General features: G+C 70.7%; 15 protein-coding genes and 1 tRNA gene. 5 read left to right on the top strand and 11 right to left on the bottom strand.

Translation table 11 applies throughout. From position 1 onward, the window contains the following. Positions 1 to 65 precede the first annotated feature (65 nt). Positions 66 to 524, bottom strand: coding sequence for a hypothetical protein (locus tag AB0B33_RS11465; protein ID WP_360769802.1), 459 nt, complete (start codon positions 522 to 524; stop codon positions 66 to 68). A gap of 160 nt (positions 525 to 684) precedes the next feature. Between AB0B33_RS11465 and AB0B33_RS11460 the strand changes: the two genes are divergently transcribed. After that, positions 685 to 1,308 (top strand): hypothetical protein, encoded by a 624-nt coding sequence (locus AB0B33_RS11460; protein WP_360769799.1) that lies wholly within the window; start codon positions 685 to 687, stop codon positions 1,306 to 1,308. On the opposite strand, the gene AB0B33_RS11455 is transcribed toward AB0B33_RS11460, so the two are convergent. Beyond that, positions 1,305 to 2,183, bottom strand: a complete 879-nt coding sequence (locus AB0B33_RS11455) for an RNA polymerase sigma-70 factor (protein ID WP_247020932.1) — start codon at positions 2,181 to 2,183, stop codon at positions 1,305 to 1,307. The two genes, AB0B33_RS11460 and AB0B33_RS11455, sit on opposite strands and share 4 nt — an antisense overlap. Before the next feature lie 25 nt (positions 2,184 to 2,208). After that, entirely contained in the window at positions 2,209 to 2,577 is a 369-nt protein-coding gene (locus AB0B33_RS11450) for a DoxX family protein (RefSeq protein ID WP_360769796.1), read from the bottom strand. A gap of 115 nt (positions 2,578 to 2,692) precedes the next feature. Between AB0B33_RS11450 and AB0B33_RS11445 the strand changes: the two genes are divergently transcribed. Continuing rightward, complete coding sequence (locus AB0B33_RS11445) at positions 2,693 to 3,415, top strand: cupin domain-containing protein (protein ID WP_360769793.1); 723 nt, start codon at positions 2,693 to 2,695, stop codon at positions 3,413 to 3,415. Here the strand turns inward: AB0B33_RS11445 and AB0B33_RS11440 are convergent. Beyond that, positions 3,408 to 4,142, bottom strand: a complete 735-nt coding sequence (locus AB0B33_RS11440) for a hypothetical protein (protein ID WP_360769791.1) — start codon at positions 4,140 to 4,142, stop codon at positions 3,408 to 3,410. The two genes, AB0B33_RS11445 and AB0B33_RS11440, sit on opposite strands and share 8 nt — an antisense overlap. A 569-nt stretch (positions 4,143 to 4,711) precedes the next feature. Here AB0B33_RS11440 and AB0B33_RS11435 point away from each other — a divergent pair. After that, a complete protein-coding gene (locus tag AB0B33_RS11435; RefSeq protein ID WP_360769788.1) occupies positions 4,712 to 5,335 on the top strand; it encodes a helix-turn-helix domain-containing protein in 624 nt (207 codons plus the stop codon). On the opposite strand, the gene AB0B33_RS11430 is transcribed toward AB0B33_RS11435, so the two are convergent. Further along, complete coding sequence (locus AB0B33_RS11430) at positions 5,241 to 6,047, bottom strand: helix-turn-helix transcriptional regulator (protein WP_360769785.1); 807 nt, start codon at positions 6,045 to 6,047, stop codon at positions 5,241 to 5,243. The two genes, AB0B33_RS11435 and AB0B33_RS11430, sit on opposite strands and share 95 nt — an antisense overlap. Further along, positions 6,040 to 6,609 (bottom strand): carboxymuconolactone decarboxylase family protein, encoded by a 570-nt coding sequence (locus AB0B33_RS11425; RefSeq protein ID WP_360769783.1) that lies wholly within the window; start codon positions 6,607 to 6,609, stop codon positions 6,040 to 6,042. The genes AB0B33_RS11430 and AB0B33_RS11425 overlap by 8 nt, the downstream gene beginning before the upstream one ends. 499 nt (positions 6,610 to 7,108) lie before the next feature. Between AB0B33_RS11425 and AB0B33_RS11420 the strand changes: the two genes are divergently transcribed. Then, positions 7,109 to 8,236 carry an AI-2E family transporter gene (locus tag AB0B33_RS11420; protein WP_360770367.1) on the top strand — a complete coding sequence of 376 codons (1,128 nt, stop codon included), beginning with the start codon at positions 7,109 to 7,111 and terminating at the stop codon, positions 8,234 to 8,236. On the opposite strand, the gene AB0B33_RS11415 is transcribed toward AB0B33_RS11420, so the two are convergent. The 4 genes from AB0B33_RS11415 to AB0B33_RS11400 form a co-directional block, all read right to left on the bottom strand. Next, positions 8,199 to 9,044 (bottom strand): alpha/beta hydrolase, encoded by an 846-nt coding sequence (locus AB0B33_RS11415; RefSeq protein ID WP_360769780.1) that lies wholly within the window; start codon positions 9,042 to 9,044, stop codon positions 8,199 to 8,201. The genes AB0B33_RS11420 and AB0B33_RS11415 overlap by 38 nt on opposite strands. A 39-nt stretch (positions 9,045 to 9,083) precedes the next feature. Continuing rightward, a complete protein-coding gene (locus tag AB0B33_RS11410; RefSeq protein WP_360769778.1) occupies positions 9,084 to 9,212 on the bottom strand; it encodes a hypothetical protein in 129 nt (42 codons plus the stop codon). Between the two features lie 438 nt (positions 9,213 to 9,650). After that, the gene (locus AB0B33_RS11405; RefSeq protein WP_360769775.1) at positions 9,651 to 9,983 is read right to left on the bottom strand and encodes a helix-turn-helix domain-containing protein; all 333 of its coding nucleotides are present in this window, start codon (positions 9,981 to 9,983) and stop codon (positions 9,651 to 9,653) included. Between the two features lie 2,232 nt (positions 9,984 to 12,215). After that, positions 12,216 to 12,288 (bottom strand) — tRNA-Asn (locus AB0B33_RS11400). A 167-nt stretch (positions 12,289 to 12,455) separates the two neighbouring features. Between AB0B33_RS11400 and AB0B33_RS11395 the strand changes: the two genes are divergently transcribed. Continuing rightward, a complete protein-coding gene (locus AB0B33_RS11395) occupies positions 12,456 to 12,626 on the top strand; it encodes a hypothetical protein (protein WP_166641722.1) in 171 nt (56 codons plus the stop codon). Here AB0B33_RS11395 and AB0B33_RS11390 read toward each other — a convergent pair. Continuing rightward, positions 12,604 to 13,383 carry a trans-aconitate 2-methyltransferase gene (locus AB0B33_RS11390; RefSeq protein ID WP_360769772.1) on the bottom strand — a complete coding sequence of 260 codons (780 nt, stop codon included), beginning with the start codon at positions 13,381 to 13,383 and terminating at the stop codon, positions 12,604 to 12,606. The genes AB0B33_RS11395 and AB0B33_RS11390 overlap by 23 nt on opposite strands. Positions 13,384 to 13,422: the final 39 nt, after the last annotated feature.

The following is a 13,422-nucleotide window of genomic DNA, read 5'->3' as shown; positions in this document are numbered from 1 at the left end:
GAGGGCCTCACGGGCCGGTCAATGCGAGGGGGCGCGCGTCCCTCGGAGGTTGCAACGCCCGGGCGTCAGGCGTCCGGGATCCCGTACAACGTCGGCGCGTCCCCGCCGTGCATCGCGGCCAGGCTCGTCCGGCAGGCCTGGCGGACGTCGCGGTTCGCCGCCGAACCGGCCTGGCCGCAGCGCGGGCAGAACAGGTGCACCGCGCCCGGCGGGGTCTCGTCGACGGCGACGTCGACCGGGCATTCGCAGCGGCGGCACCAGCGGTGCCCGGTGGCGACCAGGACGTGCAGCGGATCGCCGACGCACTGGTGGGTCCAGCACCGGTGGACGTAGCAGGTGCTGCGCATGTGCGGGTTGAGGCCGTGCTCCTCGGCGGTGTCCTCGGCGGCGAGGATCGCGGCGAGCCGCCGGTCGGGGAGGTCGGCGTAGCGGTCGCGGCCGCGGGAGGAGGGGGCCGGCCGCGCCTCCGGGACGTCCGAGGGGGTGACGACCCGGAGGAGGGGACGCGACCGGCCGTGCACCATGGGTTCCGAACCTCCTGCGGACTTCTGCGGCACGTCCGAGACTGCTCCGTACGGCCGCGCACCACACCCGTACAAGTACCCGACTCCATACCTGTCCCGGATCACCCAGCGCACTCACGGGACTACTTCACGCAGTCGCGGCGGCACGTGCCGCGACGCCGTGCTCGCCCGGATCCACCGCGGGCACGAGCTGCTCCGCGCGTCCGTGACCGAGCCGCTGCGGACACGGCTGTGCGCGGCGGTCGCCGACCTGCACAACCTGGCCGCCTGGACAAACTTCGACAGCGGGCACGTCGGCGCCGCCCACCACCACCTCGACCTGGCGCTGAGCCTGGCCGAGCACTGCGGGCAGGACGACCTGGCCGCCAACCTCCGCTACCGGCGCGGCCGCATCCACCTGCACCACGGAGCCGCGGACGAGGCGCTGGGCCAGTTCCAGCACGGCAGGCTGGCGGCGCGGCGGTCCGGGTCGGCGCCGGCGGCGAGCATCCTCAGCGCGAACCAGGCGTGGGCGTACGCCGAAAAGGGCGACGAGCAGCTCGCGCTCGACCTGCTCGGCCGGGCCGGTGAGGAGTTCGCGGGCGGCGGGCCGCCGGACTGGGCGCGGTTCTTCACCGAGACCGACGTGTCGGCGATGGCCGGCACGGTGCACACCGAGCTCACCGTGCGCGTCCGCCCCCGCCGCTCCCGGGCCGCGATCGCCGCGCTGACCGGCGTGGTCGCCCGCTACGGCCCAGACGCTCAAGTCCGTCCGCACCAAGCGGTGAGCTCGACGCACGTCTAGCGCAGGGTCAGCGGGGTTTCGGACTCGACGCGGGTCAGCTTTTCCGGGTTGCGCACGTAGTAGAGGCCGCTGATGCGCCCGCCCTCGACCCGCACGGCCATGACGCCGTCGAGCTCGCCGTCGAGGCGCAGGGTGAGGCCAGGGTTGCCGTTGACGACGGTGGCCTCGGTGGTGAGCGCGGCGGCGTTCCTGGCGAGGCCGCCGAGAACCAGCCGCGCGAGCCGGTCGGCCCCGGTGATCGGCCGCGGCACGGCCTGCTTGACGCCGCCGCCGTCGCTCATCAGCACGACGTCCGGCGCGAGGACGTCGAGAAGTCCTTGCAGGTCACGGCTTTCCAGCGCGCGCTGGAACGACTCGAGCACCGCCCGGGTCTCCCGCGCGGAGACGGTCTCGCGCGGGCGCCGGGCGTCGACGTGGCGCCGCGCGCGGTGCGCGATCTGCCGGACGGCGGCCGGGGTCTTGCCGACGGCGGCCGCGATTTCGTCGTACCCGAAGTCGAAGACCTCGCGCAGCACGAAGACCGCGCGCTCGGTCGGCGCCAGCGTTTCGAGGACGAGCATGAGCGCCATGGACACGCTCTCGGCGAGCTCTACGTTTTCAGCGACGTCCGGTGTGGTGAGCAGCGGTTCCGGGAGCCACGGGCCGACGTAGGCCTCTTTGCGGCGTTTCAGGGTGCGCAGCCGGTTGAGCGCCAGGCGGGTGGTGATCCGGACCAGGTAGGCGCGCTCCTCGCGCACCCCGGCCGGGTCGACGTCCGCCCACCGCAGCCAGGTTTCCTGCAGGACGTCCTCAGCGTCGGCGGCGGACCCGAGCATCTCGTAGGCGACGGTGAAGAGCAGGTTCCGGTGGGCGACGAAGGTGTCGGTGGCGTTCATGGGCGTCTCCTTTTCCCGGCCGCGGTCAGGCCGCGAACCGCCCCCAGGCGACGAACGCGGCCACGGCGAGGTAGGCGAGGTTGAGGACCACCAGGTTCGCGCTGCCGTGCCGGACGTGGGTGATCATCGCACCGATCATCAGCAGCACCCAGCAGACGGCGGTGACGGGCACGAGCACGGGCGCGACCCTGGTCAGCGCGGGCAGCACCAGCCCGGCGGCGGCGAGCAGTTCGAGCACCCCGAGCCCCTTGACGAACCAGGGCTGGGCATCGGCCGTCCATTCCCCGCCCCGCGCGGCGGCCAGCTTGGCTTGGGGCACGAACGCCTTGCTGACACCCCCGGCGAGCGCGACGAGGGCGAGCGTTCCGGCGGCGATCCACAGCGCCAGGTCCATGACAGTCTCCTTCTTCGGCTGGTTCGGCCTCAAGACACCGCGGAGGCGGCCGCTGTGACAGAGCATGACGTGGATCACTTGTTCTCTGTACCTACTAGTATGTACGGTGCTCGGCATGAAGCTCCGCCACACCCCCGCCGCCACCGCCACCGCCGCCTCCGCCGACGCGGTCACCGGCAACGCGTGGATCACGCCACTGGCCACCCCCGAAGGCGCGTCACGCACGCAGGTCGACCGGGTGCACTTCGCCCCGGGCGCCCGCACCCGCTGGCACCGCCACCCGCTCGGCCAGGTCCTGGTCGTGACGGAAGGGATGGGCCACGTCCAAAGCCGCGGCGCAGAGCCCCAGCTGATCCGCCCGGGCGACACGGTCCGCGTGTCCCCGGGCGAGTGGCACTGGCACGGCGCCACCGACACGACACCCCTGACCCACCTGGCGATCGAGGAACTCCCGGCGGACGGCACCGCGACCGAACTCGGCTCGTTCCCGGACCCCGGCGAGCTGCCCGTCGCGAACCGCGCCCTGGTGCTGGAGCAGCACCTCCCGGAACCCCGCGTGATCGACCACTTCGAGGTCCGCCGCATCTCGATCGCCCCCGGCGGCGGCACGGGGTTGCACGTCCACAATGGACCGGTGTTCGGCAGCATCGAGAAGGGTTCGGCGGTGTACCAGATCGAGGGCGAACCCCCGGTGCTGCTGACCCGCGGCGACGTCTTCTACGAGCCCGAAGCGACGCGGATCGCACGGTTCGACGCGCAGGGCGAGGGAGTCACGTTCGTGGCCCACTTCCCCGCCGGCCCGGGCGAAACCCCGCGCCTGGACACGGTGACTACTTGACCGGCAGATAGGCGGCGACGTCGGCGAGCGCGTCCAGGGTGCCCTGGTCGACGTGCCCGGCGGCGACGTCCGCCTCGGCGACCACCATCCCCGTGCCGTCGGCGCGGGACTCGTAGTGCAGCCCGGTCATCCGCAGTCCCGCGATCCCGAGAACGGCCGCGATGTCCAGCGGCCGAACGTCACCACTGCCCTGCACGGCCTCGACCGCCTCGAAGTCCTTCGCCTGCTTCTTCGAGCGGAAACCCACCCGCACCACCGAAACCACCGCGGCATTGCGGTGCCCGTCGCCGACGGCCAGCACCATCCGGTCCAGCGACGTGCACGGCGTCCGCGTCAGGAACTCGCGCACCTTGTCCGTCGCGGCCGCGACGCAATCGCCTTCCCGCTCGAGGCGCCGCACTTCCCGCTTGAGTTCCTTGAACTTCAAGCGGCTCCAGGCTTCCTTCGCCTTCCCCCGCTTCGCCGACTCCCGCGCCTCGGCCCGCCGCGTCTTGAGCGAACGCCCCGGCAGCGAGTCGACGACGTCCCCGGCAGCGTTCCCGGCCAGCGCCTCCGAGGCGGCGCCACCTCCGCCGGCCGCCCCACCGAACGCCCCGACACCCCCGGCCCCACCCGCAACAGCCAGCGCGGCCACGGCCGCGACCACCACCCCTTTCCCCTTCCCCCCACCGGCCTTGATGAAGATCCGGCGCCTGTCCTTCGTGATCCAGCGCCCCTGTTCCGCCACGCAAGCTCCCCTCGTCGCACCGCGTCAACGCACCGCCCGCGGGGGAAGTTGCCCACCGGACCACAATGGACGGCAACTGTCCCCGATCTGTCCAGTCCGCCACTGGTCACTTCCCGCCGGCTACCCGTCCGCGAGGCCGAGGAAGGGGTAGTCGGCCGACCAGATCACCCGGTCGAGGCCCACCGCGGCGCGGATGAAGCCGAACTGGGGGCGGTGGAACATGCCGCTGGGGTGACCCGGACGTTCGAGCGGCAGACCTCGGTGATCGTCCGGGACAGACCGGTGTCGCCCAATGAGAGGACGTCGTCCAGGCGGCTGAGGAAGAAGGGGATCGAGGCGCTCACGCAGGCCTCGTAGGGACTGCTCGCGGTCGCGGCCGCCGGCATCAGCCAGAACAGGGCGCCGTCGAGCGGCGCGGTCCAGCACGTCGCGATCGCGGTGTGATCCGGTGAAGACCCCGGCCCGCTCACGAACTCCGGTGGGTGCGGTGACCACGATCACGGAGGAGGACTCTCCTCAATGAGGAACCGAAGTAAACTCTACCGAACCGTATACTTCGGGAGGATGCCGTGGCCCGACGCGGAGCGGCGCTGCGCGAGCACATCCTCGATACTGCGAAAGCGGCGTTCCTGGAGGACGGCTTCGAGCGGACCTCGATGGACGCGATCGCCGCACGGGCGAACGTCGAAGCGTTCCCTGTAGGCGCAATTCCCCGCCGAGTACTCGGCGCAGCCGGCGGAAGCGGTCGTGCGGTATTGCGAGCGCTTCCGCCAGCTGTTGCGGTGGTCCTCGGCAGCCCGGACGCTCCGCCTCGGCATCGGAAGCCGAGGCGGCGGACGAGCTGCTCGGCCTCGTCACCCACCCGGCCCTGCCCAGGCTGCTGTTCGGCATCGATCCGGTGGTGGACGAGGGTGCCGGAGGAGACCCGCTCGGCGGAGGACGTCGACCTCGACCGGACCAGGCACCTGGTCCGCACGGTGATGCCGCGACCGGCTGGACTCGGACAGCACGGACGCGCTCGTCACCTTGCGTACGACACCGACCGCCGCGAGGCCTTGCGCGATGGCCGTGATCGGGCCCGGTGCCCAGGCGACCCGGTCACTTCCCGGACGGCTCGGCCAGTTCGCGGGCGTGTTCCCGGGTCTCGTCGTTCATCGGGAAGAAGCACTCGATGCGCAGTTCCTGCAGCGTGACGTCCTGCGGCGTGCCCAGCGTCGTCACCGTGGAGAAGTAGTCGAACCGCCGTCCGTCGCGCTCGTACCGGATCGGCACGATCGGCAGGACCGGGGCCGTCGCGTCCACCACGCGCAGGTGCGACGGCACGCCCGGGTAGTCCAGGACTTCGTCGAGGATCTCCTGCGCCCGCTCGTCGAGGACTCCGCCGATCGCCTCTCGCCGGGCGCGCCGCACCAGGGCCTCGGCGACCTCCGGCCAGTTCGTCACCTGGCGGCGCACGCCGTCCGGGTGGAACATCCGGCGGAGCACGTTCGCCGCCCCCGGCGGGCTCTTCGGCTGCCCCTTCTGGAGGAAGGCGAAGAACCGCCGGGCGGCGGTGTTGGTGTGCCGGATGTCCCAGCCGCGGTCCATCACCAGCGCGGGGAACGGCTCCTGGTGCAGGAGGATGGTCCGCAGCGCTTCCCGCACGGCGACCAGGGACGGTGCGTCCCATGCGGACTCCGGGTATTCGGGCGAGAAGCCGGCGCTGAGCAGCAGCGTGTTGCGCTCCCGCAACGGAACGTCGAGGACCTCCGCGAGCTTCAGCACCATGGCGCGGCTCGGGTTCGCCCGTCCCGTCTCGACGAAACTCAGGTGGCGCACCGACACGGCGGCCTCGGCGGCCAGCGCCAGCTGGCTCAGCCGCCGGACACCGCGCCAGTGTTTCAGCAGGGGACCCACCTCAGGCACCCGTCGAGTATCCCGTCTTCCACGCGTGGGGCCGCACGGCGTCCTCCAGCGGCGGCTTGGCGAGGCCGGCGCTGTAGTTCGTCATCGCCGAGATCGCCACGCCGGTGAGCACCTCGAAGACCTGCGCTTCGGTGAAGCCCGCCGCCTTGAACGCCCGTACCTCCGCGTCGTCGACGTGGCCCCGCTTCTCGATCAGCGACCGGGTGAACGCCGACAGCGCCGCCATCCGCTCGTTCGGCGGCACTTCGCCCCGGCGGATCGCCTCGACCACGGCCGGCTCGACGCCGTCCTGGATCGACTCGAGCGTGTGGAACGCCACCGCCCACTCACTGCGGTTCGCGACCGCGTTGGACAGCAGCAGGACCTGCCGCTCGTCCGCGCCGAACGTGCCCCCACCCCGGAAGTGACCGAAGGCGGAGAAGAAGGTGTTGATCAGCGCCGGTGAGTTCGCCATGAGCCCCGCGCCGGCGGGAACGAAACCGAAAGCGCTTTCGAGTGCCTCGAGCGCCTCTTTCGCGGCTTCGTCGGCGGTGTCAGCGGTGTGGATCTGGTGACGGGTCATGGCTTGAAGTCTGCGGCCTCCCGTGCGCCGAACCAATTCCCTCCGAGGTAAACATCGCCGAACTTCGCCGAGGGCACGTCACTCACCGCCTTCGGCAATCGGCTCCCGTGCTTCGCGCCGGACAAACCGGGCAGGGCCGCCGTACTCGGCCCTGCGGGCGTCGGACCTCGTCGTACCCCGGCGGGACCGGCACCGTCATGGTCCACTGTGGACAAGAGGAGCCGGCAGCCACCAGGCACGTGCCGGGCCTCGGGTGATCGCGCCGGAACGGACACCGCGGTACGGGCGCTGAGTGCCATTCGCGTAACGGCCGGCCTTCGGCCGGTTCGATTTCGGCAGGATGGCTACTCTGCCCGCGGTTGAGTCCCCAGCCGATCACCAGCGCGTGAACCCGTCACGTCGAACGCGCCGGCCTTCCTCCACGCACCCCCCGGTGCGAGACAGAACGGTGCCCATGACCTCACCATCCGATCCCGCGGCCGAAGGACACCACCCGCTGGTGGGCCAACCTCACAGCGACGACGAAGAGGGCACGGTCGCCGAGGCCGAAGCCGAAGCCGCGCAGATCAGCACTCGCGAACAACCGCTGGGCGGAATCGGCAAGCGGCTCGACCGCCGATCACCGTTCTTCATCGGCATGACCGCCGCCGCCGGGGTCGCCGTGACCTACGGGCTGATCCAGCTCCTCGCCGGCGCCGAGCAGATCCTCGTCCTGGTCGGGCTCGCGCTGTTCCTCGCCATCGGCGCCGAACCGGCCGTCTCGTGGCTGGTGACCCGCCGCTTTCCGCGCTGGCTCGCCGTCACCACCGTCTTCGTCGTCGCCTTCGGGGCCGTAGGCGGATTCCTCGCCGCCGCGATCCCCGTCATCGTCGAACAAGCCACCGCACTGGTCCAGCAGGCCCCGGAGTACCTCCGCGAAGCTCAGGACCACAACACCTTCCTCGGCCGCCTCAACGAACGCTTCCACCTGCAGCAAGCGATCGAGTCGTCCTTCAGTTCCGGCGGTGCCCTCACCAGCGGTGTCCTGGGCGCCGGCAAAGCCGTCTTCACCATCGTGACCGACACGCTGATCGTGATCGTCCTCACCATCTACTTCGTCGCCGACCTGCCCCGCATCCGCGCCACGATGTACCGGCTCATCCCGCACTCCCGCCGGCCGCGGGCGATCCTCATCGGCGACGACATCTTCGCGAAAGTCGGCGGCTACGTCCTGGGCAACCTGGCCGTCTCGGTGATCGCCGGCGTACTCACACTCATCTGGCTGCTGATCTTCGGCGTCCCCTACGCCGCACTGCTGGCGATCGCCGTCGCGGTGCTCGACCTCATCCCGGTGGTCGGATCCGTGATCGGCGGCGTCCTGGTGAGCCTCGTCGCCCTGACCGTTTCGCTGCCGGTGTGCCTGGCGACGGTGGGGTTCTTCGTCGTCTACCGGCTCGTCGAGGACTACCTGCTGGTGCCGAAGATCATCGGGAACGTGCTCAAAGTGCCCGCGCTGATCACCGTCGTCGCCGTCCTGCTCGGTGGCGCGCTGCTCGGCGTCATCGGCGCGCTGGTCGCCATCCCCGTCGCCGCGGCGATCCTCCTGCTGGTCAAAGAGGTGCTCTACCCCCGACTCGACCAGGCGTGACCCGCCCGCTGCGAGCTGCCTCGGGGACGGGGTGCCGGAACCACGTGGTCAGGCCGGCGTCCACCTCACGAGCCGGCGGCAGCTGAGGTGCGGGCTCGAGGCCGGGCTCGTCGGCGAGCGGATGCGCCAGTCCGGGGATCGACAGCAGTTGGGACCGTTCACCCATCGCACCGACGAGGTCCGACGCGTCGGCGCGCAACGCCGGGTGGTCCAGCTCGCCGCTGACGACCAGCAGCGGGGCGCGACCGGCGACGGCACCCGCCTTGGCGACGAAGTCGAGGCTGTCGACGACCTCCTCGGACTCGGCGTCGTACCGGTAGTCGCCGGGGAACAGGCCGACGACGGACCGCATCCGGATGGCGGCGTTCACGATCGCGCCGGCGAAGACCGGGATCTCGGTGTCGGCAAGGACCCGCAGCGCGACGGCCCCACCCAGCGAGCCGCCGAGCACGCCGATCGGGCCGTCGTCGACCGGCAGCTGCGCCCGGATCGACTCCAGCGCGGCCGGGAACTCTTCGGTCGCCTGCACCACGATCGGGTACAGCGCGGCCATCAGGACGTCCTTGCGGAGCAGCTCCAAGCCGGCGTCCATGCTGCCGTTCACCATGCGCGCCCCGCACATCGGCAGGCCGAGGTGCACCCGCCACGCGGGCAGCTCGTTCATCGGCAATGCGGCGGCGAACGCGGCGTCCGACCGCGGCGCGTCCAGCATGTGCCAAGTGACGATCAGCGAAGTGGCGCCTTCGTCGGCCGGCGCCAGGGCCGTGAACGGCACGCCGGCGGCCAGGCCCGTGATCGGTGGATGCATGCGGCCACCGTAGGTCGACGGCCGCGTACCGGGAATCGTTTACGCCACCAGCGGAACCAGGACTTCGCCGTCGACGCGGACCGGCTCGCCCGCCGCGGGCTGGGCGAGGGCCAGGTCCGGAACGTTCTGGTCGCCGCGCGGGAAGCCGTGGCCGACGCCGTCGAACACGGCGACTCCCCCGGCGGCCTGATCCGGCTCCGCGCCACCCAGCGTTCACGACCGAGGTCGGCGTCCACCCACCGCGACCGGCGCGGTCGACCGGTTCCGGTCCGGTGGCCGTCGATCACCGTTGCTACTGCCAGTGCCGAAGATCAGTGGTTTCACCGAACTCGTCGGGTGCCGGGCATCGCCCCCGCGGTCGGCCGTCGCCAGGACGGCGTTGACGACACGATCGGCGGGTGGCCTGATCGCGAGGCCCGGATGCCGGGAAGAACACGGCGAGGGGGTCCGTGTGGGCGAACGCTGGCCCGCCACCATCAACGTGCACGTTTGCTCGTCACCGGGGCGACGATGAGCCGGGGTACTCGCGGGGCAGTGCGTTCGGTGAAACGGGAGGCCCGATCGTGAACCGTTTCTCCCGCTTCGCGGCCGATTTCGATGTGCAGCTCAGTGACCGGCGCGGAGTTCGGTGTTGACGCGCCGGGCTTCGTGGAGCTGGTCTTCGAGGCTGATGATGCGGCAGGCGGCGTCGATGGCGGTGCCCTGATCGACCAGTTCCCGTACGCGGGCGGCCAACCGCAGCTGGGACCGCGAGTAGCGGCGGTGCCCGCCGGCGGAGCGCTGCGGCGTGATCAGCCCGGCTTCGTCGAGGCTGCGCAGAAAACCTTGGGTGGTGCCGAGCATGTCCGCCGCCCGGCCCATGGTGTAAGCCGGGTAGTGCTCGTCGTCGAACTTGTCGGCCGCGCCGGGCGTGGCCGGTCCTTGCTGGTCAGGAATCATTCCACCTCCGCATCACAAAGGACCCCGGGTGCCGCGAACGGCACCCGGGGTCTTCAAGGGTTGGGTTTCACCATTGTCAACCGGCGCGACCGCCGGCTTCCTGCACCCGCGTCCGGCCGAAAACCGGATTACGCGGGGATCGCTGACTCGTGACCGAGCACCACCTCCGAACTCGATGGAACTACGGCACCCGCGCGGCACTACGCGGCCGCTGCGGGCGATCCAATGATGGCTCCGTTCCCTTCTTTCCTCGGTGTTCCACTTTCTCGGTACTGCAACTTCAGGTACTGCTACTTCACTTGCCACGGACGTCACCGCCAGAACCCTTCCACTGATCGGTCCCAGCACGCTGACGCCGCTGGTCACTGCCCGGAGCCCCGTTCACTGATCGGCTCCGGCCACCTGACCGGTCCTGCCACTGCACTTGCACAACAACTACCGATACTGCTGATCTTCACGGGCGCACGCACTCCACCCGCGTCCTGCAACTACTGCGTCCCAGAGGCCGGTACTACCTGATCAAACCTTCTTCACGACCCGGCCCCGGGTTACTGCTTCCGGTCACCAGCCGAAACCTTGTTCCGTGATCGGCTCCGCGCTGCCTGACCGCCTTGTCTCACCTCGCGGGTAGTTACGTCCTCTCCCGCGCCTGCTTGACGTTGTCTCTCTCGCTACGAGGAGAACACTACACACACCCGCCACCCAATGTCTACCTCAGCCACCATAGATTTTCTGGCGCGCCCCGAAGCGGCAGTGAAGGAAGAGGGACGACCGTGAGTGACGAGGCTGTCCAAGATCCACTCGGGTAGGCCGGGGCCTACGCGGCGGCGGAGCTGCTCGGGCAGTTGGCGCGGTTCGATCCGCACAGTGCGGTGAACCAGCCGGCCGCATCTTCGGCCTGCCGGCTCCGCGACCGCCTCGGCGCCTCACCAGACACGGATCGGCAGAAAGGAGGTGCGGCCGGCGAGGGTGGCGTCGGACGGAGCGACTCCTGACGAAGATCCCCCACCGGCCGGCTGCGGCCGCCGAAGCGGAACAGCGTGCGCCGGAGGAACAGATCACGATCCCCTCCGCACCCAGGCGCGAGGCACAACGCCGCTCGCGGACCAGGACGCGGCCGCCGATCGGCTTCCGGCAGTCCAAGCCGCGCTCCGGGTGACCGAGCCGGCCGGCGGTCACGACGGCCCGCACACCCGCCCGGGCCCGGGTTGCCGCAGCGCAGCCGACTCCGCGCGGGTGACCGATGAGGCGATCGAGGAAGTGCTCGGCAACTCCGAGGCGGAACGCGAGAAAGGTGGCGGGCGTCGTCGCGCAGTTCCGGCGGGCCGCGCCGGTGCCGCCGAGGACACCCCACGCCGGCCGGAGCCCGAGTGCTGATCATCGCCAGGTCCTCGCCGGCGGACACGGCGAGCCGGGCCACGTCCCCTGCGCGCCCTCGCCGCGAGGTGGCCTTCGGGACGCCCGCCTGCCCGGTCACCATCGCCGGCGACCAGGCGCGGCCCCAGGACCACGTCTTCCGGCAGTACCGCGACCTCCACGAGAAGGTCACGACCCACGTCGCCATCCTCGGTACCGAGCGCGCGACGATCGCGATCCTCGTCGCCGAGACCGGGTCGAGGAAATCCACCTCTTCGACGGCGACGAGCTCCAGCAGCACAACGCGTTCCGCACTCCGGGCGCGCTGTCCATGGCGGAGTCGGCCGAAGCCCACAGCAGGGTCGGCTACTCGGCGTCCACCAACTCGAAGCCCGGCGACGACCAGCGGCGACGCGAAGAAGGTGATCGTGACCGCACTCGGGGAGCGCGGGATCACCTTCGCCGACTGCGGCGTGGGCCGCTACCGGTCGACGACGTGCCGCCGGGCAGATCCGGCTCACCACCAGCACCCCGGAGCGCCGGGAGCCTGCCGGCACACACGTACCGTTCTCCGACGGAGAGCCGATTCTGGGCGGCGTCATCCACATCGGCCTCGCGTGCGCCACCGGGATCTCGTTCTCCGCGGGCAAGCCGACGACCGGAGCCTTCGAGTAGAAGCCGGTCAGATTCGGCTTCGTCGTCCAGAATCCGCAACGTCACATCCTCGGCGTGCCCCACCCATCGATCCCCACCCGAGCGCACATCGCTCGTCACCGAACACCGTGCCCACCGCCCCGCCTTGACCGATCGTCAAGGCGGACACCGAATCCCCAGCTCCGGGCAGCAAAAAAGCCCAGGTCGTCGACCTGGGCTTTGCTCCCCCGCTTGGACTCGAACCAAGAACCCTCCGGTTAACAGCCGAATGCTCTGCCAGTTGAGCTACAGGGGAATGTTGCTCACTTCCGGTGCCGGTCTCTCCGACCGACAAGAGAAACCTTAGCCCATGCCCCGACCCCGTCTCACACCACCCCCCACTTGGCGCAACCGCCACCGGCGGCGCGGTTTTCCTGGACAATGGACAGTCGGACGACCTATCGACGGAAGGCGTGGACGCGGATGAAGAAGTTCCTGCTGGGGGCAGGCCTGGGGTACGTACTGGGCGCCAAGGCAGGCCGGGGGCGGTACGAGCAGCTCGTGCGCACCTACCGCCGGGTCGTCGATCACCCCATGGTGCAAGGGGCCGCCGGGGTGGCGCGCGCCAAGATCAGTGAGAAGGTGCGGCGCTGACCTGGGCCACGAAGAACACGCGGCGGAACTCGAACCACGTGGTCCCGTCCGCGCGGGTGGGGTAGGCCGACGCCAGGAGCGGACCCAGTTCCGCGCGGAACCGGTCCCATTCGTCGTCCGCCAGAGCTGCGCGGATGGGGCGCAACGCCGTGCCGGTGATCCATTCCAGCACGGGGTTCTCGCCCCGCAGCGGCTGCGCGTACGTCGTCTCCCAGGCGTCGACGGTGCAGCCCGCGTCGGTCAGGAGGTTCGCGTATTCGAGGGGGCTCGAGACGGCGTCGTCTTCGCGCAGGACGACCTCGGCCAGGCGTGACGACCAGGCCGGGGACGCCGCCAGTTCCCGCGTCAGCGCGTGCGAGGGCGCGGTGAAGTTGCCCGGCACCTGAACCGCCAGGTAAGCGCCCGCAGGCAGCGACTCGGCCCACCGGCGAAGCAACGAAGAGTGGTCCGGCACCCACTGCAGCACGGCGTTCGACACCACGACGTCGGTGTCCGGCGCCGGCGTCCAGTCGCGGACGTCGAGCACCCGGGCGTCCAGGCCTCGAGCGCGGGCGGCGGTCACCATTTCGGGTGAACTATCGCCGCACTCCAGGGCTGCGTCGGGCCAGCGTTCCCGCAACGAGATGGTCAGGTTGCCCGGGCCGCACCCGAGGTCGACCACCCGGCGCGGCGCAGGAGCACCTACGCGCGAGACGAGGTCGTAGAACGGCCGGGCCCGCAGGTCGGCGTAGTCGAGGTACTTCGCGGGATCCCACACGGTCGCCTCCAGCAAACAGTACGCTTGTACTGAGTACGA

The organism is Amycolatopsis sp. NPDC049159 (assembly GCF_040648295.1).
GTDB lineage: Bacteria > Actinomycetota > Actinomycetes > Mycobacteriales > Pseudonocardiaceae > Amycolatopsis > Amycolatopsis pretoriensis_A.
This window is presented reverse-complemented; position numbering and strand designations above follow the sequence as displayed.

Excerpts from the sequence above, each read along its gene's own strand:
- AB0B33_RS11465 (WP_360769802.1), bottom strand. The coding sequence starts at position 524 with ATGGTGCACGGCCGGTCGCGTCCCCTCCTCCGGGTCGTCACCCCCTCG.
- AB0B33_RS11455 (WP_247020932.1), bottom strand. The coding sequence starts at position 2,183 with ATGAACGCCACCGACACCTTCGTCGCCCACCGGAACCTGCTCTTCACC.
- AB0B33_RS11450 (WP_360769796.1), bottom strand. The coding sequence starts at position 2,577 with ATGGACCTGGCGCTGTGGATCGCCGCCGGAACGCTCGCCCTCGTCGCG.
- AB0B33_RS11445 (WP_360769793.1), top strand. The coding sequence starts at position 2,693 with ATGAAGCTCCGCCACACCCCCGCCGCCACCGCCACCGCCGCCTCCGCC.
- AB0B33_RS11425 (WP_360769783.1), bottom strand. The coding sequence starts at position 6,609 with ATGACCCGTCACCAGATCCACACCGCTGACACCGCCGACGAAGCCGCG.
- AB0B33_RS11415 (WP_360769780.1), bottom strand. The coding sequence starts at position 9,044 with ATGCATCCACCGATCACGGGCCTGGCCGCCGGCGTGCCGTTCACGGCC.
- AB0B33_RS11405 (WP_360769775.1), bottom strand. The coding sequence starts at position 9,983 with ATGATTCCTGACCAGCAAGGACCGGCCACGCCCGGCGCGGCCGACAAG.
- AB0B33_RS11395 (WP_166641722.1), top strand. The coding sequence starts at position 12,456 with ATGAAGAAGTTCCTGCTGGGGGCAGGCCTGGGGTACGTACTGGGCGCC.